This is a genomic window from Caballeronia sp. LjRoot34 (assembly GCF_964253815.1).
GTDB lineage: Bacteria > Pseudomonadota > Gammaproteobacteria > Burkholderiales > Burkholderiaceae > Caballeronia.
In genome coordinates, this window is record NZ_CAXUSB020000004.1 from 107588 (window position 1) to 133768 (window position 26181).

Sequence of the window (26181 nt, forward strand, 5' to 3'; positions counted from 1 at the left end):
TCCGGTCCTGTCACATTAAGCTCTTAGCCTAGAGATTGCATCGCGCATGTTGTTGATCTGGCTCACGAACCGTTAAACTTGCAGACCTCCCCAAGGCCATTGACTCGATTCATTGACTCAATTCCCTGAGTAAGCAAGCTCGCCAGCCCGTGCTCCCCATATAGGTCCTGTGATTGTCGTAGTTGAGGGCCTTTGCGATGCAGGTCGCGCTACCCCCTGAAAATATCGAAGGGCTCGATCTTGAGTACCTTGCGCACCCCGATGTAGCTGGATATCCCCGCGATCAGCACGACCATACCGAATGCTAATCCCAAATTCCAGAATGTCGTGATCGCGGCGTAGTTGGGCAACATATTTCTCGCGATAGCAATCACCAGTGTCACCAGACCAATCCCGAGACCATATCCTGTGAGCGCCGTAAAGGTCGCCATGAACAGAATCATGTACACCAGTTCACGCCCCTTTGCCCCGATTGCCTTGAGCGCACCGAACTTATCCAGGTTCTCCAGGATGAACGTATAGAAGGTCTGTCCGGAAATGGAAAGTCCAACAATAAAGCTGATGATGGTCATCAACAGGATGTTGGTGCCAATGCCTGTCTGGTAGGTGTAATAGTCGGCAATGCGCTGGTTGAACTCATCTTTGGTCAGGGCGAGATAACCGAGTTTTGCCACTTGCTGCTTGATACGCGGGATGTCGGCTTTGCTCTTCGCCTGCACGAGTACGTAGGAGATGGTGAAACGCGTCCCCGGAATGTATTGGATGGCCCGGTTGTAGGTCGTGTACAGCGTCGGTACGCCGTTCAATCCGTTGGCGGCAACCCGGGCGACGCCGACAATCACGCCGCGATGGTCGTTCAGTTCGAACGTCGTACCGATCTTCGGGTTCTCCATTTTCGAGAATTCCGAGTCGTTGACCACCATGAATGCGTCGTCGGCGTAAATATCCAGAATGTTGCCTTTTTCCATGTCCGGGCGGCCGAACAAGCTCGCGTCGTCCAGACCGACTACGCTTACAGCTTGATAGGTGCCATCGGCGAGCTTAACCTGTGCGCCGCCGATAAAGAGCGGCACCGCGTAACTAACCCCGTCCATGCTGAGCACCGCGTCCAGCAAATAATCGGGCAGAGGAAATGAGGTGGTGGGCGTGTTGACGGCCGGGTCCATGATCCATATCGTCGCACCAATATTGGTGACCGTCGAATAAGCACGGTTAAGGATGCCAGCAAACATAGCCGTCATCTGCACCATTAAAAACACGGCGAACGTGATCCCTATCAGCAGCGCAGAGAACTTGGCCTTGTCGTTGACCAACAGCTTGAACCCTATACGCATGACACCGGCATATTTCATCGCGTCTGGCCCTCGCCTGCCGGATCTTTATCGTTCCACCATCCCCCACCGAGCGCGACAAACAAGGCAACCGTGTCTTGATGACGCTGTGCGACGGCTTGCAGATAGGCAAGAGTCGCCTGGTGGTATTGCACGTCGGCTATCAGCACATCGAGGTAGCCAACCGTTCCCGCGCGGTAGTTCGCCTGTATCAGATACAGCGCTTGCGCAGCGTCGTGCCGTGCTTCAACCTGCGCCTGCAGTGCCTGTGCATCGTGTTCCAACGCCCTCAGGGAATCGGCAACTTGTTCGAATGCCCCAAGTACCGTCTGTCTGTAGTTTGCGAGCGCCTGCTGATAAGCGTCGATCGCCGCCTTGCGGCCGTACCACAGACTGCCGCCCTGAAAAAGCGGCATCGTAACGGAGGGGCCAATGCTCCAGAAACGGAAGCTGTCCGATGACAGGTTGCCAAAGCTCGTACCTCCGGCGCCATAAGTCCCACTCAATGTGAAACTGGGAAACATGGCTGCGGTCGCAACGCCAATGTTTGCGCTGGCAATGTGCAGCTGCGCGGTGGCCGACAGGATATCGGGGCGCTGGCGAAGCAGATCGGACGGCAAGCTCACCGGCAGATCGGATGGCAGGGTCAACGAGCTCAAGTCGAGTTCGGATGCGTCAACCTGGGACGGAAATGCACCCTCCAACGTCGCCAATAAGTGATCTGCCTGACTGATCTTCTGTTTCAGAGGCGCCAGCGCTGCCTGATTCGTGGCGATCAGACTGCGAACGCTCAGGACGTTCGCATAGGCGGCCGTGCCGGCACGAAGCTGCGCCTCAGTGGCCTCAAGTTGCTGGTTCTCGAGCTCGATCATCTCCTCGGTCGCACGTACCTCGGCGGCGTAGGCGGCTCGCGCGATACTTGCATTGACGACATTGGCAGACAAGCTCACATAGGCCGCCTTGCTTGCGTAGCGTTGGTAGTCGGTCTGGGCGCGCAGCCCTTCTACCTCGCGGCGCTTGCCTCCGAACACGTCGAGTGCGTAGCTGATGGTGCCGCTCAGCGTAATTAAATTGAAGATCGTCCCTGGCGTGTGCAATCCGTTTTCCAGGGGTGCCGTGCGCTGCCGGCTGCCATCTGCCTCGGCCCCTATTTGCGGGAAGAACACACCGTAGCCGGCGCGCAGGTTGTCCTGACTCTGACGTAAGCTTGCCTCCGACGCTTCGAGCGTCGGATTGTTAGAAATTGCCCGTTGGACTATCGTGTCGAGTTGATCCGATTTAAACAGCCGCCACCAATCGGCAGGGATTGCTTCGCCGGGCGTGAAGCGTTGTGCCACGTTGTCCGCCACGACGGTCTCGACCGGCTGCGGCTCGCGTGTATAGCGATCCACTCCGGGGCCCGCCGGACTGACGAAATCGGGACCGACTGAGCACGCGCCGAGCATCGCCACGGCGATCATGCCGGGGAGTAATCGCCGCGCTGACGATCGAGAGGCTTGTGCTGCACGCATCTCGTACGGCGTCTGATTGAGTGCCGGCATTATTTCGACCCGATAAAGACATCGACCAACAGCCCCGGATAGACCATCGAAAGATCCTTTTTCTTAAACCGGAAAATCACCGGCAGCACTCTCAGATCGACCTTTTCCTGGCGCTGGTTAGACAGCTCTATTTTTGGTGACACATAGGGTTGTACCCGGACGAACTCCAGCGGCACTTTAATATCAGTACCCCGAATTGACAACTGAGCTCGCATGCTCGCCGGGGCTGGGAGCCGCGAGACGAGAATCTCATCCACATAACAGCGTACCGCGAGGTAGTCCTGGGACGCCCCCATCACGACTACCGGATCGGTTCCCTGCGTGTAGGCATCGTAGACACCCTGCGAGGACACATAGCTTCCAGGTGATGCATTGAGCGCAAGCACGACTCCGTCCGCCTGCGCCTTGACTGTATATTTCTGCAGTAGTGCATTAGCAGACTGGTATGCCTGCGTAAGCCCCTGATACTGCTTCTCCTGGTTCTGTATGTCGTAACTCCACGCCCCTGCCCGGGTCAATTCATATTGCTTGCGGGCTACCTCTAGTGTGGTTCCAGCCTGAGCAACGGCGTCCTGGGCAGTATCGACCACGTCCTTGCTGATCGATCTCGGGTCAAACTCGTACGAAGCGCGGCGCTTATCGTACTGGTCGTGCGCAGCCTTCAGGTTGGATTCAGCCTGGTCTACCTGCGCTTTTGCGATATCCAGGGTTTCCTTTCGCGGCTGGGCCTTGAGTTCCTGCAACAGGACGAGCGCGCCGTCCGACTGCAGACGCAACTGCTCCGTGGTTGCTTTTTGCACGGAATCGTCAATCCGAAGGAGCGGCGTGCCGGCTGATATGGACTCGCCTTCGTGCACCAGAACCTGGGTGATTGGGCCCGAAACTTCTGGATAGATATTGATATTCGCGCCACCGCCCTGCTCGCTCTCAACGATGCCGTCGGCGTAGATCGCCGTCGCATAGGGGTTGCTGATTGGGTGAAACACCGGAGGTTCGGGTTTCCTCTGGATACCGAAAATGAAGGCACCAATCAACGCCGCTAGCATCCCTATTATCGAGAGGGCAAAGATGACCTTGTTTCTCATTCCGTCCCCTTGTCCAACCCGGTAATGCGACCGTCTTCCATATGGATGATCCGATCGGCATATTCGTTAATGCGCACATCATGGGTGACGATCACGATGCAGCGGTTTCGATTGAGGATTTTCTCCTTGACAAAGGCGATGATCATTTTTCCTGTGTCACCGTCAAGAGAGGCTGTGGGTTCGTCAAGAATCAGAATTTGGGGGCCACTCACAATTGCCCGCGCGATCGCGACTCGCTGCTGCTCTCCTCCCGAGAGCTTTACCGGCAAAATCCCAGCGCGACCTTTGAGCCCGACAATCTCGAGACATTTTGTTGCCTCGGCGATTGAGTCATTCCAGTCGCGCTGTTTCAGAATCAACGGAATGGCGACGTTCTCGGCACTCGTCAGCCGGGGAAACAGGTGATAGTCCTGGAATACGAAACCAACAGTGTTCAGACGGAATTCGGCTAATGCGTCGTTGTCCAGCGTCCATATATCGGCGCCATTGACGTTCACTGTGCCCGCGTCAGGACGAAGAATCCCCGATATCATGCTGAGCATCGTCGTCTTGCCGCTACCGGAGGGGCCGACGATAAACAGCATTTCGCCCAAGTGCGCGACGAAGTCAACACTATTGACGGCTGTCATCCTGGTCGCGCCCTCTCCAAACCATTTCGTCAGGCCGACTGCAACAATTGCCTCATGCCGCGGTTCTTCAGCCATTTTTCAGTTTGCCAAGAGTTGCACTCTCAGGACCCGCTATCTCAACGGGTGGCATACCGGCGGACAAACTCAGAGCCCCTTCGTCTATTGGTTGGGTCTCCGACTTAAGTTCAGCATCGGGCTGACTGGTCGTCATAGTCATCGTCGTAGTCGCGATCTCTGCTTGAGCCCGAACGATCGCTTGGGCGACGATACGTCCCGCACGCTCAGGGTCGTTGAGGAAATCATCGCCACACAGGTCGCCGAGTCTCGTGTTCATCAAAATTACTATCGCGCTCTTTTCGTCCGGACGAGTCCCGGGTTTGGTTGCGGGCCGAGTCTCGACCTTGGCCGCGGAATGAAGCACGGCACTGAATGCAATGGCGACTTGATCTTTGCACCGAGTCAAAAGCGGATATAGCGCAATGGCAAAAAAGACGATGCTACCGCCCAACAGAATGAAAACAAGTACCGAACCACCATCCCTTACGAATCCCTGATAAAGGCCCAGTGCGAGCGCTGCTATTCCCAGAGCCGGGAAAACATAGTCTGCTTTCTTTTGGGTAAGAAGGGCCGGTTGCGTTTCAGACATGACGTTCTCGGGGATGGCCTGTATCAGGTTTAGTTTCCTTACAATTCCGACTTCGTCTGCGTTTGGTTCCACGCATAAAGCGGAAGCCAAACGAGCAAGCACTTAACTCAGATTACCGGCACATCAGGGTTGCCGCTTGATGTAGGTCAAGCACCCAGTGCCTCGATTTCGTTGAGAGACAGGTGCCGCATGAAGGTGACAGCAGGAGACAGGAAGAGTCAGGAGCCGTGCAGACGAGGGGGTGCCTGCCTCTTTGCGAGTTGTATCCACTGCGCGGCGTTCAGTCAATTTGCGTTTGCGCTTCGTGTCTCGCGAACAGTCATTGAGCTGCACATTTCGCAATGCCCCCGGGGCGAATTCCGATGAATTTTTAGGCATAGCTGTCATCTCCAGGCGGGTTCGTTCCTGCAGCGACCGGTCGGCTGTTTCGCAGTTGCGGATAGCGCCGTTGAATCCCGGTCGGCCGGCGACCTTAAGGTTGACCTGGATCAACCGCTACCTGACGAAAGGCAATAGATTGGAGATGGCGTCACGTTCAATGGTATAGCCTGACGCGCCCTGTCCTCTCTTGGCCAATCGGGATAACGATGCAGCCGCCCATCATTGAAACGCATGAACTCGAGCGCCGTTTTGGCAACGTTACCGCTGTTGATGCGCTAACGCTGTCCATCCTGGCGGGAGAAGTGTTTGGACTGCTTGGCCGTAACGGCGCCGGTAAGACGACTGTCATCAAAATGCTGACGACCCTGTTGCCGCCTAGCCAAGGATCAGCGACAGTTGGCGGCTTCGACATCGTGCGGCAAGCGGGGGCGGTCAGACGCATCATCGGTTACGTCCCACAAGCGCTGTCAGCTGACGGCGACCTGACCGGTTTCGAAAACCTGTTGGTGTTTGCCAAGCTCTATGACATTCCGCGGATCGAACGCGCGTCGCGGATTCGCGACGCGCTGGCGTTCATGGGCCTGAGCGAGGTCAGCGGTCGAATGGTCAAGACCTATTCAGGTGGCATGATCCGCCGGCTGGAAATCGCGCAGTCCACGCTGCATCGACCGCGCGTTCTGTTTCTCGACGAACCCACAGTCGGACTCGATCCTGTGGCGCGCATTTCCGTGTGGGAACAGGTGGAAAGCCTGCAGTCGCGATTTGGCAGCGCCATTCTGTTGACGACCCACTACCTTGAAGAAGCGGAACGCCTTTGTGATCGTGTAGCCATTATGAATCGAGGCAGGATCACAGCAATTGGTGCTCCGCGTGAGTTGCAACGAGCGCTGGGGGAAACCGCCAGTTTCGAAGATGTATTCGAACATTACACGAGCGAAGAAGCCGCGACGCAAGGTGCCTACAATGAAACCTCTCAAACCCGCCGTACAGCCAATCGGCTTGGTTGACACATCGTCACCGGAGCAGCCGGCACGGCGGTGGCCCGCGATGGGATTTTTGTCCAAGACGATCGCGATCGCCGATATGGAAGTGCGCAAGCTGCGCCACGATCCGACTGAACTATTGACTCGGGCGGTGCAGCCTGCACTTTGGCTGCTCATATTCGGGCAGGTCATGAGTCGGGCACGAGCGATCGATACTGCGGGACTACCCTACCTGGATTTTCTGACCCCGGGCATCCTTGCGCAAAGCGTGTTGTTCATCGCGATCTTCAACGGCATTTCGATCATCTGGGAACGCGATCTAGGCATCGTGCATAAATTCCTGGCAAGCCCGACTCCGCGAGCATCGCTGGTGCTGGGAAAAGCGTTGGGGGGAGCAGTACGCGCATTGGTCCAGGCAGTAGTCGTCATGATTCTTGCGGCAGTACTCGGGGTCAAGATGCGCGTAGATCCGTTTGCGCTGGGAGGAGTTGTGTTGTTTGTCGCGCTGGGCGCCGCCGTGTTTTCGAGCTTCTCTTTGATTATCGCGTGCCTGGTCAAGACCCGCGAGCGTTTCATGGGTGTCGGACAGTTGCTTACGATGCCACTGTTCTTCGCCAGCAATGCTATTTACCCTACCGCCATGATGCCGCGCAGCCTGCAGATCGTGGCCCATCTGAATCCGTTGACCTATGAGGTCGATGCGCTCAGATTGCTGCTTCTTCCGGGGTTCGCCGGGACGCCACATCTAGGACTAGGGGTGGATCTAGTCGTACTCAGCTTGACGCTTGCAGCGCTTGTGGCGGTGAGTGCGCGACTCTACCCGCATATCGCGCGCTGATAGAAAAACGAAGCATTCGTACGCGGGCTATTGATTTCCCAAGTCCGCTGAACAAGTCTCGGCAGGAGTTGAGCTCCTCAAAGAATCGATCTTTAACGCCGGAACCATAGTGCAAACGCCTGAAATCACCACTTCGTTAATCGGTCCCTAGTTATTTAGCAATGCTATATTATTTCCAAAAATTACCTGCACTACGCATACGTGTTCGGCGCCACGAGAGCGGGAGCTTGGGTGGAGTCTTTTGATTTCAACATAGGAGAGAAAAATTGAACCGTCTCAACGTCTTGGTACCACTCGTGGCGCTAATTGTCGCTAGCGCCTGCGGGCCAGCAAGTGCCGCGCACGTTGGCGTTGGCATCGTTGTTGGAGGACCTTACTACTATCCAGTCGTACCAGTGCCCTATTACTACCAGCCAGGACCCTACTACTACCCTCCTCCTCTTATGGTGGTGCCTGCAGCGCCACCGGATGACTATGTCGAGCAGGGGCAAGTGGGAGGGACCCCGCAGATGACTAGTGGCCCAGGACCGCAGAGCGGCTCCTGGTACTACTGCGATGCAGCGAAAGCGTACTACCCGTATGTGAGGGATTGCCCAGCCGGTTGGCGGCCGGTAGCGCCCCAACCTAGTTCCTCCAATTAAACGCTGAGCGAAAGGTCACCCCGTGAAACATGCAAGGCTTGCATTACTCGGTTCATTGGGCGCATCGCTGGTAATTTTAGGCGCCTGTGCCGTCGTCCCGACAGGGCCCAGTGTCATGGTCCTCCCTGGCACCGGAAAGAGTTTCGAGCAGTTCCGTGCAGACGAGGCCTCGTGTCGCCGGTTCGCCTTCGAACAGGTTGGCGGAGTCTCGGCCAACAACGCCGCCACCAACAGCGCGATTGGTAGCGCCGCCGTCGGCACAGCGCTCGGCGCGGCGGCTGGTGCGGCGTTCAATGGTGGCTCTGGGGCCGCCGTGGGAGCGGGCGTCGGGCTGCTGGCGGGCAGCATGGCCGGCGCAAACGCCACTCAAGGATCTGCTTACGATGTGCAGCGCCGCTACGACTACGCATACATGCAATGCATGTATGCGACCGGCAACCGCGTGCCGGTCCGTGGTGCGATGATAAGCACGCAGCAGGGTGTCGGATCCTATGCGACCCCGAGCCGGGCTTCAGCTCCACCGCCTCCGCCGCCCGGTATGCCGCCCCCGCCACCGCCGGGTTATTGACGCTCTCGACCCAGATGGCTATACCCGGCCCTCGTCTTGTCCACTTCGCCTCGTCGATCTGCCGCGCGCTGTGCCTTCAGGCGCCTCCCGTATCGCGGCATTGAGTCTCTTCCGCCCTTCAGTTGATCGACATCAGTCTCGGAGCATTTCTCGGCTGCGAACGTAGTTCGGAGCGACGCGCCAAGTTAACACAGATCGAGCATCAAACGACATCGTGCACACCAGTTGATCTCGATCAACGACTTAAATCAGATACGCGCCATGCTTTTTATAAGAGGTGGTTTCAAAAAGACATTGCGGGGCTGTTAACTTTCTCGACATGCTGTAATGGGATGGTCACCCCCACCTCTCAGCGAGTAGGCTGCTGAAACTTTCCAGCGGAGGCCATGCCATGCAAGACGTCACGTTAGTCGGGATTGATCTGGGCAAGCACTCATTTCACGTTCATGGGCAGGACAGAATCGGCAAAGCTGTGTTTCGTAAAAAGCTCTCGCGCAAGCAGGTGCTTGAGTTCTTCGCCACCTTTCACGGCTGCACTGTCGTGATGGAGGCATGCGCTGGCGCTCATTGGATGGCACGAAAGCTCAGAGATCTCGGACATGCCGTTAACCTTGGCCATCGTGACGACGAGACCAAGGGAATGGACAAGCCGATCATTGACGACGAATTATGGAAGCGAATCGAACCCTTACTGCCAAAGCCGAAGGCTCGACGCGAGAAGTATCCAGGTCGCAAGCCAGTACCCGACCGCGCGGCATTGAGCGGCATTGTCTTTGTATTACGCACAGGGCTACGTTGGCGCGATCTACCCGCCGAAATGGGTTGCGGCTCCGGGGTGACCTGTTGGCGCCGCTTACGCGACTGGCAAGAAGTAGGCGTGTGGGATCGATTGCACGAACTGCTGCTCGACGAGTTACGCGCAGCTGGACAGATCGACTTGTCGCGGGTGGTTGTCGACTCATCTTCCGTGCGGGCTATTGGGGCGGGCCAAAAACTGGGCCGAACCCCGTAGATCGTGCGCGGCCCGGCTCTAAGCACCATGTCGCTACTGACGCAAACGGGGTACCGCTCTCGATTATCTTGACCGGTGCCAATCGTCATGACGTCACACAATTGTTGCCGCTGATCGACGCGATTCCAGTCATCCGTGGCATTCGCGGCCGCCCTTTGCAAAAGCCCCAAGTCGTCTATGCTGACCGCGGATACGACTCCGAAGCACACCGACAGAAATTGCGCGAACGGGGCATTAAACCTGTACTCGCCAAGCGCCGCACTGAGCACCGCAGCGGACTCGGAAAGTATCGATGGGTAGTCGAGCGTACGCATGCTTGGTTCCATAATTTCCATCGTCTGCGAATCCGCTACGAGCGACTCGCCAAGATCCATGAAGCCTTCTTGAAGTTCGCTGCTTGTCTGATCTGCTGGAATACTCTCCAGCGATCTATTTCCGCTTTTTGAAACCACCTCTAAGTATCAGTTTGGTATCTCCTGGTCGTGCTTCGCAGTCAACGAATGACAGTGCCTGCATCGCGATCGCTCGACCTTCCTTCTTGCCTTCTTGTATCACCGCGGAGTTAGCATGTCTGCATGGGGACCACGAACGGCCGTACAGGTCATTCTCGCTGAGCACGAACAGTTGACGACTGTGATCGGGGGAATGCTCCGGTTTGTCGATATGCTGGACGCGGGAGGCAAGCCTCCGAGCCTGATGGTTTTCAGGGCGATGCTCTATTACATCCGTGAGTATCCTGACCAGGTCCATCACCCGAAAGAAGATCGCTTTCTGTTCACACGATTGCGCGCACGCACGCATGAACTCGATGAAACCATCGAGGAGCTCGAACTTCAGCATGCTCAGGGCGACGTACGGCTTAGAAATCTGGAGAATGCCCTAACCCGCTATGAATTGACGGGAAAACCGGCACTCCCCGCGTTGCATGTGTTAGTGGAGGAGTATGCAAAGTTCTACGCCAACCACAGGCAACTGGAAGAGGAGCGAGTTCTGCCGGTTGCGCAACGGGTGCTAACGAAAGAAGACTGGAACGAGATCGACCGTGTCTTCTGCGCTAATCGCGACCCCTTCGAGGGTGTCAAACTTGAAGAGGATCTCGACAAGCTGTTCTCAATCATCGTTAAAACCTTCCCGGATCGGAATTGATAGGCGGACACGGGCTTGCAATAGTCCAACAGCGTCCCTTCCGATGCAATGGCGCGGAATCTCCCAGAATATAACGACCCGCGCTCGCCAAATGCCCCACGCCTTTAGCGTGGCGCAAGCCGCTGATTCCAGCTCCCCGTTGTATCCGCGCCGAACGGCGACTCAATCGCTAGAAGGAGCGTCGGGAAGACGCGTCTCAACTAATCGATCGTCGTCCGAGTCGAGGTGCACTCTTTGTGAAGCCGAGTCGCGGTCGCGTGTTTCGCATAAAGCCTGCACGCTCTCACGCAACGCAACGATCTCCTTGTGCAAGTGCTTGATGTCGCGATGCATTTCCCGGCGCAGTACTCTTTCTTCCTGACCCACAAATATCGCCGCGATGCTCGCAAACACTAGGGACAGCATGCCGTAGCCAAGCAAGACCACGAACGCGGCAAAAATGCGGGACGCCGGTGTCGTCGGCGCGATGTCCCCATACCCAACTGTTGCACTGCTTTCGAATGCGAGCCATACGCCCTCGGCATAGGTATGCACTCGCGGTTCCAGCCAGTAGAAGCCAGCGCCTGCCGATGCAAGCAGGGCCGCACCTGCCAAGAACAGCAGGAGCAATCGGTTAGGCGAGAAGAAGTCGCGCAAGGACAACACGATCCGCAGGGCTACGAAGGCCATGAATGAAATGCGAAGCACCCATTCCAGCGACGACCACGGGGACGTGCCCCACGCGACGCTTGCCGCTGATCCGAGCAAGATTCCGACGTCATACCGGTTGCGAAGGAGAAATCGCGCGGGTCTGCGACTCAGGTGGGTAGCCCAGGCCAGTGAAGCCGCGAACCCGGCGAACATGCACGAATACAGTATTCGCCCAAGGTCACGAAAGAAAGAGGGTCCGACCGTCAACTGAACGTAGAAAGCGGGAATCGCGAGCACGCTGAACGCGAGTAGAGCCCAGTGAAGCCAGCGCCACGCGCGCACGGCCCTGGGATCATCGTGCGGATCCATGCCCTCCAATCCGGGAACGTGAAAACCATCGTCCATTTGATGAGCCGTAGCAGGGGTAAATTCAGACCTGAATGCAAACACCTTCCGGCAAAGTGCTTCGCCGTGGCACAGCGCCGAACCGTGCCGGATTTGCTCATCCTATAAGAACGACTTCAAATATCTTTGATCCGGATCAGACATATGAAGTGCCATGCTTCCAACAGATTAGCCAGGCCGTTGCTATGAGAGTTGGCTGCTCGACTCGCAGCCGTCTTGCCGGCCGGACGGTGGATCAACGGGCTCCATTTCGTTCCAACCTAAGCCGGACGAGCCGGAACCAAACAGGTAATACGATGTGTTGCGTAGCCATCCGATGACGGTGTGAGCCATGAAGGCCGATCTGATTGAGCGTTACGCGGCGAATTTGCACGGCGTGCTGTCGTGCTTTGACCGAATCCTGATCACGGGCACGCTGCCCGGCGCGTGCTACGCCGCGGGCATGACGAGTTTTCTGAACGCCAACGGCATTCGCATATTTGACTACGCCAGGTTCGCCGAACCGCTGCGCGAACGCATCCGGGTGCGCTCGCAAGAGGTCTGCGCCGCCGCCGGCATCGAGATTGAGCACGTCAACAAGAGCCACATCCGCAAGGAAGATTTGGTGGCACGCGTGCTGCAGGGGCGTGGCGATGCACCCGGGCTGGTGCACGTCATCTCGGCGATGGAGGCCTGCCCGAGCTACAAGCCGTGGCACGACAAGAGCAGCGGCAAGACCTACCTGCGCCCCGAGACGGGCAAGTGTCTGCACTACTACTTCTACTTCTACTTCATCGATGACGAACTCGGGCTGTGCTACCTCAGGGTCCCGACCTGGGCACCGTTCGGCTTGCAGTTTTACTGCAATGGCCACGGCGCTGTGGCCCGTGCGCTCAAGCGCGAGGGCATCGGGTTCGTGCAGGCCGACAACGCCTTTTTACGCATTGCCGATGTGGACCGTGCACAGGCCATAGCCGACGCGCTGAGCCCCGATATGCTGCATGAGCGGCTGGACCGCTGCGCGCAGTGGCTGTGCCCGGTGCCCGACGTGTTCGGCCAGACCTACCACTGGAGCCTGCGGCAGGCCGAGTATTCCACTGACCTGATGTTCCGCAGCCAACAGACGCTGGTGCCGCTGTACGACGTGCTGTCGCGTCAGGCGGTGCTGGCCGCGCACGCCGGGAAAGTAGCCAGCTTCCTGGGCAAGAAGGTCACGCCGCAATTGGCACAGGAGATCGGCTCGCGACTGTCCACCCGCATCGAGGGGCGCTGCATCAAGCACCACATGGGCGTTGCCAGCGTCAAGGTTTACGACAAGTTCTCCCATGTGTTGCGCATAGAGACCACCATCAACGACGTGAGCTTCTTCAAACACCACCGCAAGGTGGAACACAAGAATGGCCAAAGCACCTACGAACTCGCAGCGTTGAGGAAAACCATCTACAGCCTGATCGACCTGCGCGAGATCATGCTGGGCTGCAACCAACGCTACCTGGCGTTTTTGTCCAGTCTGGATGACCCAAGCGCTGGTGAGCGCGACCTTCAACGTTTGAGCCAGCCGCGCGTAGGCAGTGATGAGCGCAGGGTCAAAGGACTCAACTTCTTCAACGGCTGCGAGCAAGCACTGCTACGTGCCTTGCAGCGCGGCGAGTTCAACGTGCATGGCCTGCGCCGTGCCGATCTGGCCAGGCATGTGGACATGAGCGCCTCAGTGCTGTCCCGACAGCTCTCGCGACTGCGCACACTCGGCTTGATCAAGAAGGTCGCCCATACCTACCGCTACTACCTCACGCGTCTGGGCCGTGCCGCCATCGCTGCTGCCTGTTCTCTCACTCGTTTCAACATCGTTCCAATTCTGGCCGCAGCACACTGAAGTCTTCTCACAAATCGCGAAGACTTAACTCCTTAGTTACTAAGTTCTTTGAGGCAGAGGCGCGACAATTCAAACTTTTGCGTTGTTTTCTCTATCGCTTACCGTTGGAGCAGTCACTTGATCCGCATCAACGTATATGTACGATGTAGGACGTCAAATGCATGAAAGGCGATTTCCGTGACTAAAGTGCCGGCCGCCCCTTGGAACGCAGTCTGGTCGACAGCGCCCCCAGATCCGATTCGGAAGCAATGAGGAGACTGGACATGTTTCGCGACATACTGGTACACGTGGACGGGAGCGAGTCAGGGCGACGTAGACTGCACTTCGCTGTCGACTTCGCTATGCGCTCGGGCGCGCGACTCAGCGGACTACATGTGACCCCGCCGGCAGAAGTCCCGCCACGATACAAACCAACTCGAGTGGCAGACATCGCCGCACATCTTTCCTCGAAGTTGGCTCTTGATGCCCGAGCAGCAGCGACGGCGTTCAGCGAAGAAATCGCCGGTCGCTTGGCTGATTCATGCTGGTTCAGCGCAGAGGGCAACATAGCCGAATGTATCAGCAACAGGGCTCGCTCTACCGATCTTGTCATCCTGGGGCAGAACGATTGGCAAGGCTCGCCCGAAGCCCATCCGCTGCCGATCGCCCACTCAGTCGTACTGCGTTGCGGTCGCCCAGTTCTAGTTGTGCCCGCTGCATTGCAGTCGAGCTCGATCGCGAACATTGTCGTGGCGTGGGATGGTAGCCGCGAAGCCGTAAGAGCAATCCACGATGCGTTACCGCTATTGCGTCTATCCCGATCGGTTCAGATCTTGACCGTCACCTCCCAGTCTGCTGCGGACAGCAAGGCAGATGCGGAAAACCTGTTCGCGCACTTGGCCAAACACGGTGTCAAGACCGGATCAGACGAGCTGCAACTCAGCGCGCTCGAGGATGATTATTTACTCCTGGAGCAGATCAAGAAAGGACCCTACGACCTAGTGGTGATGGGAGCGTACTCACACCCCGCGTGGATGGAGTTCATCTTCGGTGGTGTGACCCAGTCCGTTCTCCTGTCGTCGAAAATACCGGTGCTTGTTTCTCATTAGACAGGTGAATGTATGGACGTCAATGGACTGCCCCGCTCAAATGTGTTTCGTGTCCTTTGGGAGCGCCTGAAGGAGCACCCGCTTTCGCGGGTAGGACCGGGGCTCATCACTGGCGTAGCTGACGACGATCCTAGTGGCATCGCCACGTATTCGCAGGCCGGCGCTCAATTCGGTCTCAACATGCTGTGGACGATGGCGCTGGCATTCCCTTTGATGGCCGCGATTCAATCGATGTGCGCGAACATTGGCCGAGTCACGGGGAAGGGACTCGCTGCCAATATTAAGACCGCGTTTCCACCGGTCGTGCTTCAGGGGGTCGTACTGTTATTGCTTGTAGCGAATACGCTCAACATCGCAGCAGACGTCGCTGCCATGGGGGAAGTAGCGGAGCTCGTCACGGGATTCAACCGCCATCTCATGACGGCCTTCTTTGTGTTCGGGACGCTTCTACTGCAGGTATTTGTACCCTATCACCGTTACGTCTTTTTCCTGAAGTGGCTGACGGTCTCCCTGCTTGCCTACGCCGCTGTTCTGTTCACGGTTCACGTCCCTTGGGGCCAGGTCGTGTTGCGCACGGCCTGGCCGCATTTCACGCCAGATTCTACCGCTGCCGCCGTAGTCGTCGGGGTCTTCGGAACGACCATCAGCCCGTATCTCTTTTTTTGGCAGGCATCGGAAGAAGTTGAGGACATGCAGGCCAGAAAGGGCATGCCTCTCGTGCGCGATGCACGTGCTGCAGGAACAGAACTTCGCCGCATCCGCTGGGATACCTGGAGTGGCATGCTCTACTCCGACATCACCGCCTACTTCATCATCCTTGCGACCGCCGTGACACTTCATGTGGCAGGGGTTACCGACATCAACACAGCTGCGCAGGCGGCCAGCGCGCTTCGGCCGCTGGCTGGCGACTTTGCCTACATGCTCTTTGCGCTTGGCATTCTCGGCGTGGGCATGATCGGCGTGCCCGTACTCGCGGGCTCTGGCGCCTATGCGCTCTCCGAGGCGATGGGTTGGAAAGAAGGTCTTGAACGCAAGGTGAGCGAGGCGCGCGGATTCTACGGCATCATAGCCATCAGCGTGCTCGCCGGACTGGGTATCCAGTATTCGCCGATCAGTCCGATGAAGGCGTTGTTCTGGAGCGCAGTGATCAACGGTGTGGTTGCTGTGCCGCTGATGGTTGTGATCCTCATTCTGGTTTCGAAAAAATCGGTCATGGGCGCTTTCACTGCGAGTCGGCCGCTCATCATCCTTGGCTGGATCGCGACGGCGGTTATGGGTGCAGCGGCCGTGGCGATGTTCATCCCGGGCTAGGGATCGCGGCCGGGAAGCACTCGACGTTAGCTGGCCAATTAATCCGCGTCCGATGTTGATTTAAGGGCTGGCGGGGACTCGTCAGTGACCAGACGACCCGAAATACCTCTGGTCTCGCATTCTACGAAGGGACCTCCCGCTTCACGCATCGGAACCGCCGGCTACCGTGCACGCTGTATCTCCACAGGCAGAGTGCGGCCGGTGCATTTGATGAGCCTGGTCGGTACCCACTCCATTTGGCGGCACGCTGATGTATTCAATCCTGCCTTCGCCGGAAAATCAGCCATGCGGCCAAGCTTGTCAGGACCGCCGACATCATGGCGACGATCCAGAACCCTTTGTTGTCGTACCTTAAGGGAATGCCACCAACGTTCATACCCATCAAGCCGGCGATCAGATTTGTGGGTAAAGCGATGACGGTCACGGCCGTCAGGATCAGCACGCTGCGGTTGGTGTGCTCCCCTACTCTGTCGGCGATGTCCTCTTCCAGCATCTCGATGCGCTCTTGAAGACCCGCCATGTCGCGTAGCGTAAGGGAAAATTCCTCGGCGGACTGCCTCAGCGACTGAGCGTCATCTTCCTTTACCCAGTGCGGTGGCCGATTGACAAGACGGAACAGAGCGCCGGGTTCCGGTGCCAAGAGGCGGCGCAAGCGCACGAGATCGCGGCGAATACCGCCGAGGCTGGAGCGCGTGGGCAATCGGCCGGCGAGCAGCATCTCTTCAACATTGTTGGCGGTTTGGGCGGAGCTCCGGACGATGCCGAGCAGCGCGTCGGCTTGCTGTTGCAGGAGGTGGATCAAGAGGCCCATAGGGCTATGAAAGGCTTCCCCTCGCTCGACTGCTAGGCGCAACTGATCGACCGAACGCAGAGGAAGGCTACGCACGCTCAGAAGACAGCGAGCGCCTGCATTCAGCCATAGCGTTGCGACTTTGAGCGGCTTTTTCCGCTCGAAGTCGTAATCGACGTCATTGATTACGGCGATGAGGTTCTTTTGCACATGTTCAATACGAGTGGAGCGAGACGCCTCTTTGAGCGTGTCGCCGAATGCCTGTGGCAGTTCAACATGCTCTAGCGGCCAACCGTCCAGGACGGTCGGGATGTCATGAAACTGCAGCCAAATGAATTCCTCGCCCGCGCCGTCCTGACGCTTGAGCCACTCGATAGCTTCTTTTGCATCGATCTTGCGACCCATCCCGCTCACGGAGAACAGGTAGCCATGGTCCAGCGGCCAGTGATCAGGGTGCCGCGCTGACGGAGATTCGGTGGCCATTCCAAGTTCCTTCCAATCGAAGAGTATCCGCCCGCCCGACGTTGCTACCGTGGTCGCATTCGACGCCCACGGCGCTAACACCCATCCGGTCAATCGATTGGGACGCAGACCTTTGCTCCAACGATCAATCCCGCCGCATCCAGACATCACTGACCTTGGTGTAGGAGCGTTTTACGGCTGCCCAGGCAATCCGGCGAGCGATTTCCTCCTGGCGCGGATCTCCAGCATGCGTCGCATAGGCGTGGTTGAACGCGGCGCGATAGATGTCTTGCGCATGTGACGGCAGATGATCATGTACTGAAGCAGGTAGATCGACATTGGATTGGTAGGGCATGGGTCTTCCAAACAAGGATCACATCTACCCGCATCGGCGAAAATCGCCCTTCCTATTTTTCAGAGACCGCCACTAAGCTGGCAAGGGCTGAGGTTCTTTGGCAAGCCGCTGGGTGAGCATAGCCAGCACCGAAGAATCTAAGACGCGTCGATTCAAACCGCGACAGCAGGCCACGCGTGCCGGCAAGCTGGGCAACCTTCATGCGGAAACGGGGATGCAGGCACACAATCGTTAATACAATGAAAGCACCGGGCAACATAAGGAAACTGAAAAATACGAGGCGTTTTGACATGCTGCACTCCTGTCTGGCGTGTACCGGGATGCAGTCAGCTTAGGTGCCGGGCGCGCAGGGACGCTTGATCTGGGTCAATCGACCAGTCGCCCTCATAGCGATGCAGCGTGGATCCGACACTCGCCCGCGGGTACGGCGCAGGCGCCCTTCACGGATTCGGCTTGCCGTGACATGGTGGAAATTCTCGACGGTCATCGCATGCACACGCCATGCTGGTGACAAATTCCAGCGAACCTCTTGCACGATGCCATCTGCGATAGCCGCGTCTCCGAAGTCATGCTTGTTCAGCTCGTGCACCATGCTCGCGGCATTACTCTCCGCTTGCGCACAACGCAAAAACGCGCGTCGGCTCGACCGGAAGTTGGGAATCAAATGAGTCAGCAAGATCCCCTGTCGCTCGGTTTGTTCGCGATGGCATGGAATTTTGCCCGCTTTGCCGTGAACTCACGATTCGCTGGCCATGGCATGGTCGTTCATCTGGGTGGAATCAGCCGCGTGGCAAAAGGTGTGCCGAGCACAGTCGCTGTCCGACTACAAACTCGGGATTGATCGCAACCGGACGACCGCTGGGAGCGCCGGATCGCCATCGTTTGCTGGTCCGTGCTTGCTTGAATACGCTGTAAATGATCGCCCTCGTCCGTGAGAGAGGGCGGGTAAACGCTTATCAGCGTGGTTACGACAAATGTTCGACAGACGGCTATATTTTCATGGAAACTCTGACAGAATTAAGCGTTGACATCATACTTCCGAGGTACCAGGCGGCAATTCGGTGGCAAACCCACTCAGTTCATTCTCGGGAAATACAATGGACGCCGGCTCCGAATCTCCAGAACTGCAAGGTGAACACGCATCGGGTTCCGAAATTCCGATCGCCGAACGTTACCGTCTGCTAATCGACGCGGTCACGGACTACGCGATTTTCATGCTCACTCCGTCGGGCCATGTTGCTACGTGGAACATGGGTGCACAGAAGATCAAGGGTTACTCTTCTGATGAAATTGTTGGTCGCCACTTCTCCGTTTTTTACTCGGACGATGACGTTGCCCAAGGAAAGCCGGACAAAGAAATTGCTATTGCGGTCTCGCAAGGCCGCGTGGAGGACGAGGGCTGGCGCGTACGGCGTGACGGCTCACAGTTTTGGGCGAGCGTAACCATTACAGCGGTCTACGATGCGTCGCGCACGTTATGTGGGTTCGCCAAGATTACTCGTGATATGACCGAACGCCGGCGACTGTCGGAACTCGAACACGCCAGCGAATTGGCTGCCGAAATCCAACGCACACGTGAAGACGAACAAAAGCGGATCGCCCGGGAATTGCACGACGACCTCGGACAACAACTAGCCGCCTTTAAGATGGCGGTGGCGATGCATGAAAGTCACCTAGGCGCGAGCGGCAGCTCGCGCCGATTGCTGTCAGAGACCCGTGGGTTGCAAGAGCAGATCGACGCTATGGCGGCAACCGTACGCCGCATCGCGACCGATCTGCGCCCGCCCATGCTCGATGACCTTGGACTGCTCTCCGCCCTGGAGTGGCTCGCAGACGATTTCAGTCGACGTTATGGGGTAAACGTGGCTTTGAATCTTCAAATGGGCGATCTGGAATTTACCGAATTTGCCGCGACGGCGATTTTCCGCATCGTGCAGGAGGCGCTGACGAATGTGGCGCGGCATGCACACGCCAACGCAGTGACCATAGAGATGGCTTGCACCGAGAACGTCTGCACGGTACGAATCCAGGACGACGGCAATGGCGTCCAACTCGATGCGCCGCGCACTCAACGATCCTTTGGTCTGCTTGGCATGCGCGAGCGAGCCCGTCAGCTGGATGGCACTGTCTTGATAGATAGCAAACCCGGTTGTGGATTCCAGATTGCGATTCAGTTTCCTAAGCGTGCTATAGAGCGAAATGGCATTGGGGTAACAAGGCCCCTGTGCGAGCGCCCCGATCAGTAGTTTGTATGCTCGGATGCGTAAGCTCCTGTCTGGCGCTTCGCTATGAATGGCCTATTAATACGACGGTCGGCGCCTTGTTCTCTAATGTGCAACTTCATTTTCTTAACTAACCCACCACCGGCAAAATGGCCTTACGTTTCGTGATTCCAAGTCAACGCCGGTACGTTGGTCGCAAAGAAGAAGACTCCGGTCTGTCGCTTACGCCGTCGTTTGAAAAGCGATAAAAATGGCTTCTGTCTCAATATTGGAAGAATGATAACAAATGGTGATAGATCGTATTACTTATGAAAGTGTAAAGTGTAGATAGGCTGGATGCGGCAACGAAGTCTCGTTTCGATACCGCACCACACGGTCCGTACCGACGCAGCAGGACTTTTCACGGCCACCACTCAGTGCCGTAAGCAGAATTGACTAGACTCAACGCCTCACCCGCGTCAGACCGGACAAGCGGCACGCATCTGAGTTCACTAACAGCATGAAGAGACACCGACTGGCATCATTCGACGAGTCTGACGCTTTCTGCGAGCACGAGAAGGCAGGTGATACGCGCGGCTTGAGGCACAACTCAACCTGATGCGTACACAGCGGGTCGACCACGCTCGGCTACAGGGCGAGCGCACAGTCGGGATTGGCGGGTTTCGCGGGTTGCAGCCGCCGGCCGTGCGACTGAATGTACCGCCTGCCTCGGCCTCCGCTCGAGTCTCTTTCTTTACGCCACGACCAGATCCAGCATCCAAACGCTGCCCGTGATCTGCGCCGAGCCCGTCTCCAGATCAAGTCAACGACCGACGCGCCTGGATATACGATTTGTCGCGGGCCAGCGCCCAGTTCCGAAGTGGCGAAACGCGAAAAGTGTAGTCAAGCGTGGTCGTTCAAGCAATGTACCATCGCTGGCCGCCGCCGATCTGCGTATGCGCTGGCACCGCGCGACGTGCAGACACCGCTGTGCCCCGCCCCCGATTCCGGTGACCTCCCTGCGCGCACCCGCTCAAACGGACGGCAGCGATCTGATCCGCTTGCCGAGAGCGAACAAATTCGCTGCCTCCATCCTGACTAGTGGATGAATTTGACATGGATCATGTTGTTCAGCGCTTGTGCGCCGATGATGGATCCAGTTCCGATACGAGCAGACATTCCTCTGCGCTAGGCTTCTATGACGGAAAAATTCGTTACCGCACCGACGCCGTCCGCTCCCTCGGCTGCGCGACACGATCCGTTTGCGCAGCAGACAGCGAAAACACGCGCGACCGACACCGAGACACAACGCCGAATTCGGCACCTAACCGAAAGCGCGAGCTATCGTCAGGCCGACGAGGACACGGCTTTCCTGCAACGTCCCGAAATGTGCGGCGTGCGCCTGCAACTCGATTACTGGAAGGCTGAAGAACTGCTGCAACGCCACCGGATTGATCACACGGTCGTCGTCTACGGCAGCACGCGGCTCGTGGAACCACGCGCTGCGCGGCTCAGACTCGAAGCGGCGCATCGCGCTCTAGGGGCCGCCCCCAATGATGCAGACTGCATGCTCCATGTCGGCATCGCTGAGCGCCTTCTGGAAAAGAGCAGGTACTACACGGTAGCGCGCAAACTGGGCCGCCTCATCGGGCGCTCGGAGGCAACGACGACGCTTCCGAAACTGACCATCGTCACGGGCGGCGGCCCAGGCATCATGGAAGCCGCTAACCGTGGCGCCTTCGAGTCCGATGCGGCAAGTGTCGGCTTCAATATCTCTCTGCCGCACGAGCAGTTACCGAATCCATATCTGACGCCGGCTCTCTGTTTCCGATTCCACTACTTCGCCATCCGCAAGCTCCACCTGCTGGAGCGCGCGAAGGCAGCGGTATTTTTTCCTGGCGGTTATGGCACCTGCGACGAACTGTTTGAAGTGTTGACGCTCCTGCAAACAGGCAAGATCAAACCTCTGCCGGTACTGCTCGTTGGCGAGCGCTTCTGGCGCAAGGCATTCGACGTCGAATTCCTCGTCAACGAAGGCATGATCTCCGTGAGCGACGCGAAGTTGTTCGTCATTACGGAAACGGCTTCGCAGATCTGGCAAACGATTGTTGAATGGTACGAACGGGCCCGGCATCCATGATGGCTGTCCGGGCGGTGCCCCGCATCCCTTTGTCCATTTGCAACCACACCGGACGTATCGATCCAAACCAAGAATCCGGCAAGGTTAAGGTCTCGAACACGGACGGTCTAGTTTGACCGGGATCAATCGAGCCACACCCGCACCATATAGGCTGGACTCAAGCAGAACCGGTGCTCAAGGCAAACATCGGACGACCTGGCGCATCACCCGTGACAGGCTACAAACCCGGAGGTGGACTATGTTGGCCGTACCACGAGTCTTTCATCAGAATGCGGGTGACCTGCTGCTCAATCGCGTGAAGTCAATGGCCGAAACTTTCAGAATGACCCTCTGCCGTGGCGAGCGTAACGTCATCGTCGAACGGCCCGATAGATCGCCGGTGGTCACGCCGGCACCCATGCACCTCCGAAGAAGAGTCGGCGCAATGTGTACAGAGGGCAGTTCGACGCTCGACGATCAATTCGAGATTGTCCGCAGCTCTCCGGGCGAGCACGACTCCTCCACACACCCGTTCATGGAAGGGAAATACAGCGTGGTCGTGCTTGGCTTGCAGACTATTATCGAGACATATTCCGGTCGACTCTCCCCAGATACGTATGGCGGTGGCGCATGATGTCTACGCGAATTTCACAGACGTCGGAGTTGCCCATGGCTATCACGCGGTTCTGCTTTCGCTATCGAGCCGCGCGTCACCACGTGAGGCTGTATGACGTGCAGATCGCGCTTGATAGAGAAGGCGGTGCGTGTCGCATCGAAGTCCGTCATGCCGCCGCGGCGGCAGACGATCTGCCACCTCTGTCTAGCGGCGTGCTGAGTGCCGCGCGCTTGCGTACAGCTGTCGACATGCTGGGCTTGGTCGAACACATCATCCGCACCGACAGAACCTCCAATGTACCCGGCACGCTCGTCAAGGTGGTCCACCTAAAGCACAGTGCTTTGCCAAAGCAGACCCAGCTCGGGCTGACGCGCAAGACCTGCAGCGTCGGTCAGCAATCACCTGCCGGAACTCGGGTCGACGGAGTCTGCCATCCGTCATCGCCTCTAAGAGCCGTGATCCGCACGAACCTGCCTCCGGCTCTCGCCGCTAACCGCACATCGCTCCTGCGCGCTCATGCCCGCCGTAGATATCCAGTGCGTCGCCCCTGACGCTCCGCCGAAACCCGACTGTTGCTTTTATTGAGGTGCCGCGCTGCCATGAACAACGATCAGGTTGTGAACGCCCCCGCTACCTCAAACCGACTCCTCGAGATTGTAGACACCCTCGCTAAAGAAATGCATGCCGATGAGCATGCACCCGGGCAGGTGAAGCTCGATACGCAGTTCGAGCGCGATCTCGGTTTCGACAGCCTTACGCGTGCCGAACTGCTGGCCCGCATCGAGCAGACGTTTCATCTCCACTTTCCGGTCGATACGTTCGCCTCCGCTACAACCCCGGCGGACCTGCTGCGCACCCTCCTGACGGCAGCTGCCGAGCCAGTGCCAGAACTGCTGGTCACGGGACACGCACGAGCCGAGCCAGCCGGCGCGATCGATACACCGCAGAATGCCGGCACACTGATCGAGGCATTGCAGTGGCACGTGGACCGGCATCCCGAGCGCACCCACGTCGTCCTGCTCGAAGACGGAGTGACGCCCACGACGCTCAGCTACGGCGCACTCCATCGCGGCGCTATGGCCATCGCGCTTGGCTTGCGCGCGCGCGACATTGGACCCGGCGATACGGTGGCGCTGATGCTGCCCACTAGCTTCGAATATTTTGTCTCGTTCATCGGGATCATGTTGTGCGGCGCGATTGCCGTGCCGATCTATCCTCCGGCCCAGGCATCCCAGCTCGAGGATCATGTTCAGCGGCACACCGCGCTCCTGTCGAATGCCGGGGCAAAGATGCTGATTGCGTCCCTTCAAGTTGTCAGTGTTGCCCGGCTATTGCGCCTGCACGTTCCAACCATCGAGCACGTGCTGACACCGGCAGACATCGGCACTGATCTGACGGAAGAGCCCGTCATGCCAGATCCACAAAACATCGCGTTGCTGCAATACACCTCGGGTAGCACGGGCAATCCGAAAGGCGTCATGCTCACGCACGCCAATCTCCTCGCGAACATTCGCGCGATGGGGCAGAAGATGCAGGTCAATGCGAACGACGTGCTGGTCAGTTGGCTGCCGCTCTATCACGACATGGGTCTGATCGGCGCCTGGTTTGCGCCAATGTATTTCGGCATAACGCTCGTAGTGATGTCGCCGCTCACATTCCTCGCGCGCCCGGAGCGTTGGCTGCGCGCAATCGACCGATATCGCGGCACAATCACTGCCGCACCCAATTTCGCCTACGAGCGCTGCGCCCGCCACCTCGACGAGGCGGACCTTGATGGCCTCGATCTTTCTTCGTTGCGCTTCTCCTTTTGCGGCGCGGAACCGGTCAGTCCGGATACCATGCGAGCGTTCGCCGCGCGCTTCAAATCCTACGGGTTCGACGAGCACGCGCTGACATCGGTGTATGGCCTCGCCGAAAATACGCTGGGGTTGACGTTCCCGCCGCCCGGGCGCGGCCTGCGAATCGACCAAATCCAGCGTGAGCCGCTTGGGACGACACAGAAGGCTCTTCCAGCATTGAGTGGGAATCACTTTATCGAACTCGTCGGTTGCGGACAGCCGCTCGCCGGTAGCGAACTGCGGATCGTCGACGCAAATGGCCTCGAACAGCCAGAGCGGCATATTGGACGCATCGAATTTCGGGGTGCATCGGCCACTTCCGGCTACTACCGCAATCCCGAGCAGACTGCGCGTCTGATGTGCGATGGATGGCTCGATACCGGCGACCTGGGTTACTTCGGTGACGGCGAATTGTTTATCACAGGACGCACCAAAGACATGATCATCCGCGGGGGACGGCATTTCTTTCCCCAAGAGCTCGAGGACGCCATCGGCCGCCTGCCGGGTATTCGCTCGAACTGTGTCGCGGTGTGCGGAAGCACCGATCCGTCGAATGGCACCGAGCGCGTCGTGATCCTCGCCGAGACCGCCGAGACCAATTCCTCCGTGCGTGCGCAACTTGTAGCGCACATCAATGCTGTCACGATCGCGCTACTCAGCGCACCGGCCGAACAGGTGAGCCTCGTCCCACCGCTCAGCATCCTGAAGACACCGAGCGGTAAGATACGCCACGCCGCGACACTCGAGCTGTTCCAACGCAGCGGGCAAAGACTGGCCGCCCGCCCGCTATGGCGGCAACTAGTGGATCTCGCCCGCGACAGCATAGCGCCCGTGTTAAGACGCGGCGCCCGCCAGGTCGCGCATATTGCCTATGGCACCTACTGCTGGGCCGCTCTTGCCGCAATCGCTCCCGTCGTATGGTGCATGGTCGTCCTGCATCCGAACACACGCCGCAACTGGCAACTGAGCGCAAGCGCGTGCCGCCTTTTCCTACGGATGGCCGGACTGCAAGTTGAAACTAACTTCGACCCACGAACCATCGGGCAGGAACGCGTGATCATCGCCGCCAACCATACAAGCTATCTCGACGGTCTCGTATTGCTCGCGGCGTTGCCTCAACCGGTCAACTTCGTGGCGAAACGCGAGTTGTACGACCAGCGTTTCGTCGGGCGATTCCTGCGTGCGATTGGCACGTGCTTCGTCGAACGGCGTGATTATCGAGGCAGCCTCGAAGACGAGGCCCGTCTCATCGATCGAGCAAACGCAGACGACACGCTGCTGTTCTTTCCGGAAGGTACGTTCAGTCGCGCCGCAGGGTTGCGCACCTTTCATCTGGGCGCTTTCCGCGCGGCCTGTGTAACGAAGCGGCCCGTCATACCGGTCGCACTGGCAGGCGTGCGCTCGATACTGCCCGATGGGAATTGGTTGCCGCGCCGTGGCCGCATCGCGTTGACGCTACTCGCGCCAGTCGTACCCCACGGTGATAACTTCGCCGCCGTGACCCGGCTACGCGACGACGTGCGCCACGCGATCTCTCTGCACAGCGGGGAACCCGAACTGACAAGCAATTCCATGGACCCTAATGCGTGAGGACAGGGGATGCGGTTCACGTCCGTGCATTGTGTAGGAAAACACTGACACGACTGCCCGATGGCTTACACCAAGTTCAGCGCCGCCTGATTTGATTCCCGATGCCGGTGAACAATACTTAAG

General features: G+C 58.0%; 23 protein-coding genes and 1 pseudogene. 15 read left to right on the forward strand and 9 right to left on the reverse strand.

Translation table 11 applies throughout. From position 1 onward, the window contains the following. Positions 1-209: 209 nt before the first annotated feature. From ACSQ36_RS40870 to ACSQ36_RS40890, 5 genes are read right to left on the reverse strand one after another with little or no spacing between them, the layout of a single operon-like run. Entirely contained in the window at positions 210-1352 is a 1143-nt protein-coding gene (locus ACSQ36_RS40870) for an ABC transporter permease (RefSeq protein WP_436186597.1), read from the reverse strand. Then, positions 1349-2872, reverse strand: a complete 1524-nt coding sequence (locus tag ACSQ36_RS40875; protein WP_436186598.1) for an efflux transporter outer membrane subunit — start codon at positions 2870-2872, stop codon at positions 1349-1351. The genes ACSQ36_RS40870 and ACSQ36_RS40875 overlap by 4 nt, the downstream gene beginning before the upstream one ends. Next, positions 2872-3957: an HlyD family secretion protein gene (locus ACSQ36_RS40880; RefSeq protein ID WP_436186599.1), complete on the reverse strand. Its 1086-nt coding sequence runs from the start codon at positions 3955-3957 to the stop codon at positions 2872-2874. Before ACSQ36_RS40880 ends, ACSQ36_RS40875 begins: the two co-directional genes overlap by 1 nt. Then, positions 3954-4661, reverse strand: coding sequence for an ABC transporter ATP-binding protein (locus ACSQ36_RS40885; protein ID WP_436186600.1), 708 nt, complete (start codon positions 4659-4661; stop codon positions 3954-3956). Before ACSQ36_RS40885 ends, ACSQ36_RS40880 begins: the two co-directional genes overlap by 4 nt. Then, positions 4654-5232, reverse strand: coding sequence for a hypothetical protein (locus ACSQ36_RS40890; RefSeq protein WP_436186601.1), 579 nt, complete (start codon positions 5230-5232; stop codon positions 4654-4656). Before ACSQ36_RS40890 ends, ACSQ36_RS40885 begins: the two co-directional genes overlap by 8 nt. A gap of 587 nt (positions 5233-5819) precedes the next feature. Here ACSQ36_RS40890 and ACSQ36_RS40895 point away from each other — a divergent pair. The 7 genes and pseudogenes from ACSQ36_RS40895 (at position 5820) to ACSQ36_RS40925 (ending at position 10801) form a co-directional block, all read left to right on the forward strand. Then, the gene (locus tag ACSQ36_RS40895; protein WP_436186602.1) at positions 5820-6620 is read left to right on the forward strand and encodes an ATP-binding cassette domain-containing protein; all 801 of its coding nucleotides are present in this window, start codon (positions 5820-5822) and stop codon (positions 6618-6620) included. Next, a complete protein-coding gene (locus ACSQ36_RS40900; RefSeq protein ID WP_436186603.1) occupies positions 6577-7434 on the forward strand; it encodes an ABC transporter permease in 858 nt (285 codons plus the stop codon). Before ACSQ36_RS40895 ends, ACSQ36_RS40900 begins: the two co-directional genes overlap by 44 nt. Positions 7435-8190: 756 nt before the next feature. After that, complete coding sequence (locus ACSQ36_RS40905) at positions 8191-8643, forward strand: YMGG-like glycine zipper-containing protein (RefSeq protein WP_436186604.1); 453 nt, start codon at positions 8191-8193, stop codon at positions 8641-8643. 391 nt (positions 8644-9034) lie between these two features. Next, positions 9035-9256, forward strand: a pseudogene (locus ACSQ36_RS40910) (IS110 family transposase); the annotation flags it as partial. 27 nt (positions 9257-9283) lie between these two features. Further along, positions 9284-9655 carry a transposase gene (locus tag ACSQ36_RS40915; RefSeq protein WP_436186993.1) on the forward strand — a complete coding sequence of 124 codons (372 nt, stop codon included), beginning with the start codon at positions 9284-9286 and terminating at the stop codon, positions 9653-9655. Next, complete coding sequence (locus ACSQ36_RS40920) at positions 9604-10101, forward strand: IS5 family transposase (protein ID WP_436186994.1); 498 nt, start codon at positions 9604-9606, stop codon at positions 10099-10101. The genes ACSQ36_RS40915 and ACSQ36_RS40920 overlap by 52 nt, the downstream gene beginning before the upstream one ends. Positions 10102-10222: 121 nt before the next feature. Continuing rightward, positions 10223-10801 (forward strand): hemerythrin domain-containing protein, encoded by a 579-nt coding sequence (locus tag ACSQ36_RS40925; protein WP_436186605.1) that lies wholly within the window; start codon positions 10223-10225, stop codon positions 10799-10801. 162 nt (positions 10802-10963) lie between these two features. Here ACSQ36_RS40925 and ACSQ36_RS40930 read toward each other — a convergent pair whose 3' ends face one another. Continuing rightward, positions 10964-11800 (reverse strand): potassium channel family protein, encoded by an 837-nt coding sequence (locus ACSQ36_RS40930; protein ID WP_436186606.1) that lies wholly within the window; start codon positions 11798-11800, stop codon positions 10964-10966. A 367-nt stretch (positions 11801-12167) separates the two neighbouring features. Here ACSQ36_RS40930 and ACSQ36_RS40935 point away from each other — a divergent pair, with 367 nt between their 5' ends. The 3 genes from ACSQ36_RS40935 (at position 12168) to ACSQ36_RS40945 (ending at position 16087) form a co-directional block, all read left to right on the forward strand. Continuing rightward, positions 12168-13688 (forward strand): ArsR/SmtB family transcription factor, encoded by a 1521-nt coding sequence (locus ACSQ36_RS40935; protein WP_436186607.1) that lies wholly within the window; start codon positions 12168-12170, stop codon positions 13686-13688. Between the two features lie 263 nt (positions 13689-13951). After that, on the forward strand, positions 13952-14776 hold the full coding sequence (locus tag ACSQ36_RS40940; protein ID WP_436186608.1) for a universal stress protein: 825 nt from the start codon (positions 13952-13954) through the stop codon (positions 14774-14776). 12 nt (positions 14777-14788) lie between these two features. Further along, complete coding sequence (locus ACSQ36_RS40945) at positions 14789-16087, forward strand: NRAMP family divalent metal transporter (RefSeq protein WP_436186609.1); 1299 nt, start codon at positions 14789-14791, stop codon at positions 16085-16087. Positions 16088-16343: 256 nt separating this feature from the next. Here ACSQ36_RS40945 and ACSQ36_RS40950 read toward each other — a convergent pair whose 3' ends face one another. From ACSQ36_RS40950 to ACSQ36_RS40960, 3 genes are all read right to left on the reverse strand, one after another. Next, positions 16344-17360, reverse strand: coding sequence for a CorA family divalent cation transporter (locus tag ACSQ36_RS40950; RefSeq protein WP_436186610.1), 1017 nt, complete (start codon positions 17358-17360; stop codon positions 16344-16346). Between the two features lie 124 nt (positions 17361-17484). After that, complete coding sequence (locus ACSQ36_RS40955) at positions 17485-17694, reverse strand: ChaB family protein (RefSeq protein ID WP_436186611.1); 210 nt, start codon at positions 17692-17694, stop codon at positions 17485-17487. Between the two features lie 52 nt (positions 17695-17746). Further along, positions 17747-17986 (reverse strand): hypothetical protein, encoded by a 240-nt coding sequence (locus tag ACSQ36_RS40960; RefSeq protein WP_436186612.1) that lies wholly within the window; start codon positions 17984-17986, stop codon positions 17747-17749. An 805-nt stretch (positions 17987-18791) separates the two neighbouring features. Between ACSQ36_RS40960 and ACSQ36_RS40965 the strand changes: the two genes are divergently transcribed. The 5 genes from ACSQ36_RS40965 (at position 18792) to ACSQ36_RS40985 (ending at position 26058) form a co-directional block, all read left to right on the forward strand. Continuing rightward, complete coding sequence (locus ACSQ36_RS40965) at positions 18792-19940, forward strand: PAS domain-containing sensor histidine kinase (RefSeq protein WP_436186613.1); 1149 nt, start codon at positions 18792-18794, stop codon at positions 19938-19940. 1153 nt (positions 19941-21093) lie between these two features. Continuing rightward, positions 21094-22035 (forward strand): TIGR00730 family Rossman fold protein, encoded by a 942-nt coding sequence (locus ACSQ36_RS40970; protein WP_436186614.1) that lies wholly within the window; start codon positions 21094-21096, stop codon positions 22033-22035. A 238-nt stretch (positions 22036-22273) separates the two neighbouring features. Next, entirely contained in the window at positions 22274-22648 is a 375-nt protein-coding gene (locus tag ACSQ36_RS40975; protein WP_436186615.1) for a hypothetical protein, read from the forward strand. Between the two features lie 35 nt (positions 22649-22683). Next, positions 22684-23181: a hypothetical protein gene (locus tag ACSQ36_RS40980; protein WP_436186616.1), complete on the forward strand. Its 498-nt coding sequence runs from the start codon at positions 22684-22686 to the stop codon at positions 23179-23181. 48 nt (positions 23182-23229) lie between these two features. Further along, the gene (locus ACSQ36_RS40985) at positions 23230-26058 is read left to right on the forward strand and encodes an AMP-binding protein (protein WP_436186617.1); all 2829 of its coding nucleotides are present in this window, start codon (positions 23230-23232) and stop codon (positions 26056-26058) included. The last annotated feature ends 123 nt before the right edge of the window (positions 26059-26181 follow it).

Bases quoted from the DNA above. Each gene is read 5' to 3' on its own strand.
- ACSQ36_RS40915 (WP_436186993.1), top strand. From the start codon at position 9,284: ATGGACAAGCCGATCATTGACGACGAATTATGGAAGCGAATCGAACCC.
- ACSQ36_RS40935 (WP_436186607.1), top strand. From the start codon at position 12,168: ATGAAGGCCGATCTGATTGAGCGTTACGCGGCGAATTTGCACGGCGTG.
- ACSQ36_RS40955 (WP_436186611.1), bottom strand. From the start codon at position 17,694: ATGCCCTACCAATCCAATGTCGATCTACCTGCTTCAGTACATGATCAT.
- ACSQ36_RS40890 (WP_436186601.1), bottom strand. From the start codon at position 5,232: ATGTCTGAAACGCAACCGGCCCTTCTTACCCAAAAGAAAGCAGACTAT.
- ACSQ36_RS40960 (WP_436186612.1), bottom strand. From the start codon at position 17,986: ATGTCAAAACGCCTCGTATTTTTCAGTTTCCTTATGTTGCCCGGTGCT.
- ACSQ36_RS40975 (WP_436186615.1), top strand. From the start codon at position 22,274: ATGTTGGCCGTACCACGAGTCTTTCATCAGAATGCGGGTGACCTGCTG.
- ACSQ36_RS40970 (WP_436186614.1), top strand. From the start codon at position 21,094: ATGACGGAAAAATTCGTTACCGCACCGACGCCGTCCGCTCCCTCGGCT.
- ACSQ36_RS40925 (WP_436186605.1), top strand. From the start codon at position 10,223: ATGTCTGCATGGGGACCACGAACGGCCGTACAGGTCATTCTCGCTGAG.
- ACSQ36_RS40900 (WP_436186603.1), top strand. From the start codon at position 6,577: ATGAAACCTCTCAAACCCGCCGTACAGCCAATCGGCTTGGTTGACACA.
- ACSQ36_RS40875 (WP_436186598.1), bottom strand. From the start codon at position 2,872: ATGCCGGCACTCAATCAGACGCCGTACGAGATGCGTGCAGCACAAGCC.
- ACSQ36_RS40945 (WP_436186609.1), top strand. From the start codon at position 14,789: ATGGACGTCAATGGACTGCCCCGCTCAAATGTGTTTCGTGTCCTTTGG.
- ACSQ36_RS40950 (WP_436186610.1), bottom strand. From the start codon at position 17,360: ATGGCCACCGAATCTCCGTCAGCGCGGCACCCTGATCACTGGCCGCTG.
- ACSQ36_RS40895 (WP_436186602.1), top strand. From the start codon at position 5,820: ATGCAGCCGCCCATCATTGAAACGCATGAACTCGAGCGCCGTTTTGGC.
- ACSQ36_RS40880 (WP_436186599.1), bottom strand. From the start codon at position 3,957: ATGAGAAACAAGGTCATCTTTGCCCTCTCGATAATAGGGATGCTAGCG.
- ACSQ36_RS40870 (WP_436186597.1), bottom strand. From the start codon at position 1,352: ATGAAATATGCCGGTGTCATGCGTATAGGGTTCAAGCTGTTGGTCAAC.
- ACSQ36_RS40905 (WP_436186604.1), top strand. From the start codon at position 8,191: ATGGTCCTCCCTGGCACCGGAAAGAGTTTCGAGCAGTTCCGTGCAGAC.
- ACSQ36_RS40940 (WP_436186608.1), top strand. From the start codon at position 13,952: ATGTTTCGCGACATACTGGTACACGTGGACGGGAGCGAGTCAGGGCGA.
- ACSQ36_RS40980 (WP_436186616.1), top strand. From the start codon at position 22,684: ATGGCTATCACGCGGTTCTGCTTTCGCTATCGAGCCGCGCGTCACCAC.
- ACSQ36_RS40930 (WP_436186606.1), bottom strand. From the start codon at position 11,800: ATGGATCCGCACGATGATCCCAGGGCCGTGCGCGCGTGGCGCTGGCTT.
- ACSQ36_RS40985 (WP_436186617.1), top strand. From the start codon at position 23,230: ATGAACAACGATCAGGTTGTGAACGCCCCCGCTACCTCAAACCGACTC.
- ACSQ36_RS40885 (WP_436186600.1), bottom strand. From the start codon at position 4,661: ATGGCTGAAGAACCGCGGCATGAGGCAATTGTTGCAGTCGGCCTGACG.
- ACSQ36_RS40965 (WP_436186613.1), top strand. From the start codon at position 18,792: ATGGACGCCGGCTCCGAATCTCCAGAACTGCAAGGTGAACACGCATCG.